Genomic DNA, 1,042 nt, shown 5'->3' on the forward strand with positions numbered 1-1,042 from the left:
CGGTGCCGACGCATGCCAGCGTGGCGTATCTGTTCTACACGTCGGGTTCGACCGGCCAGCCCAAGGGGGTGATGGTCAGCCACGGCAACGTGCTGCATTACCTGGACTCGGCGCAGGCGCTGTACGGGATCTCGGCGGACGACCGCGTGCTGCAGTTCTCGTCGCCGTCGTTCGACATCTACATCGAGGAGCTGTCGATCTCGCTGCTGTGCGGTGCGACGCTGGTGATCCGCGACCGCGCGGCGCAGGCCACGCGCAACTTCTGGGAAGAGCTGCAGGCGCTGGAGATCACGATCGCCTCGCTGCCCACCGCCTACTGGCACCTGCTGTGTTCCGATCTGTCGGCGCTGGACACAACGTCCCTGCGAATGCTCGTGGTGGGCGGCGAGAAGATGTCGCTGGACATGCTGGCCCTGTGGCAGCGGACGCTGGCGCTCGAAGGCATCCGGCTGTTCAATACCTATGGTCCGACCGAGACCACGGTCGTCGCCACCGCCAGCGACGCGGGCGCGCATGCGCCCGGGCGCGGCGAGATTCCCATCGGCAGGCCGTTGCGCCATTGCGCCTGCGCCATCCTCGATGCCGCCGGCGAGCCGGTGCCGCCCGGCGCGGTCGGCGAACTGGTCATCGCCGGCCCCATGGTCGCCCTGGGCTACCACGGCAAGCCCGGGCAGACCGCCGACGCCTTCGTCGACATCGTCGATGCCAGCGGCCTGCGCCATCGTGCCTACCGCACCGGCGACATGGCCCGGCTCGGCAGTGACGGCCAACTGCTGTACATGGGCCGGCGCGACGACCAGATCAAGATCTCCGGCTTCCGCATCACCACCGGCGAGATCGAGCGGCAGATGATGACGGTGCCGGGCGTGACCATGGCGGCGGTGCTCTACGCGGAGCCGCGGCCGGGCGAGCAGTCCGGTCGCCTGCTCGCGGCGCTGGCCAGCGATGACGACGCCGACGCGGTGATCGATCGCGTGCACCAGCACCTGAAGGCGATGCTGCCGTACTACATGTGGCCGTCGGCCTACACCGTGGTCGCGGC

Annotated in this window: 1 protein-coding gene; it reads left to right on the forward strand. The window is 69.2% G+C overall.

The window, feature by feature from the left end; all coding sequences use genetic code 11:
* The coding region (locus ACFQ0E_RS19140; protein ID WP_386826625.1) for an AMP-binding protein at positions 1 to 1,042 on the forward strand (1,042 nt) is incomplete at both ends.

Source organism: Lysobacter brunescens (genome assembly GCF_042677005.1).
GTDB classification, from domain to species: domain Bacteria; phylum Pseudomonadota; class Gammaproteobacteria; order Xanthomonadales; family Xanthomonadaceae; genus Lysobacter_I; species Lysobacter_I brunescens.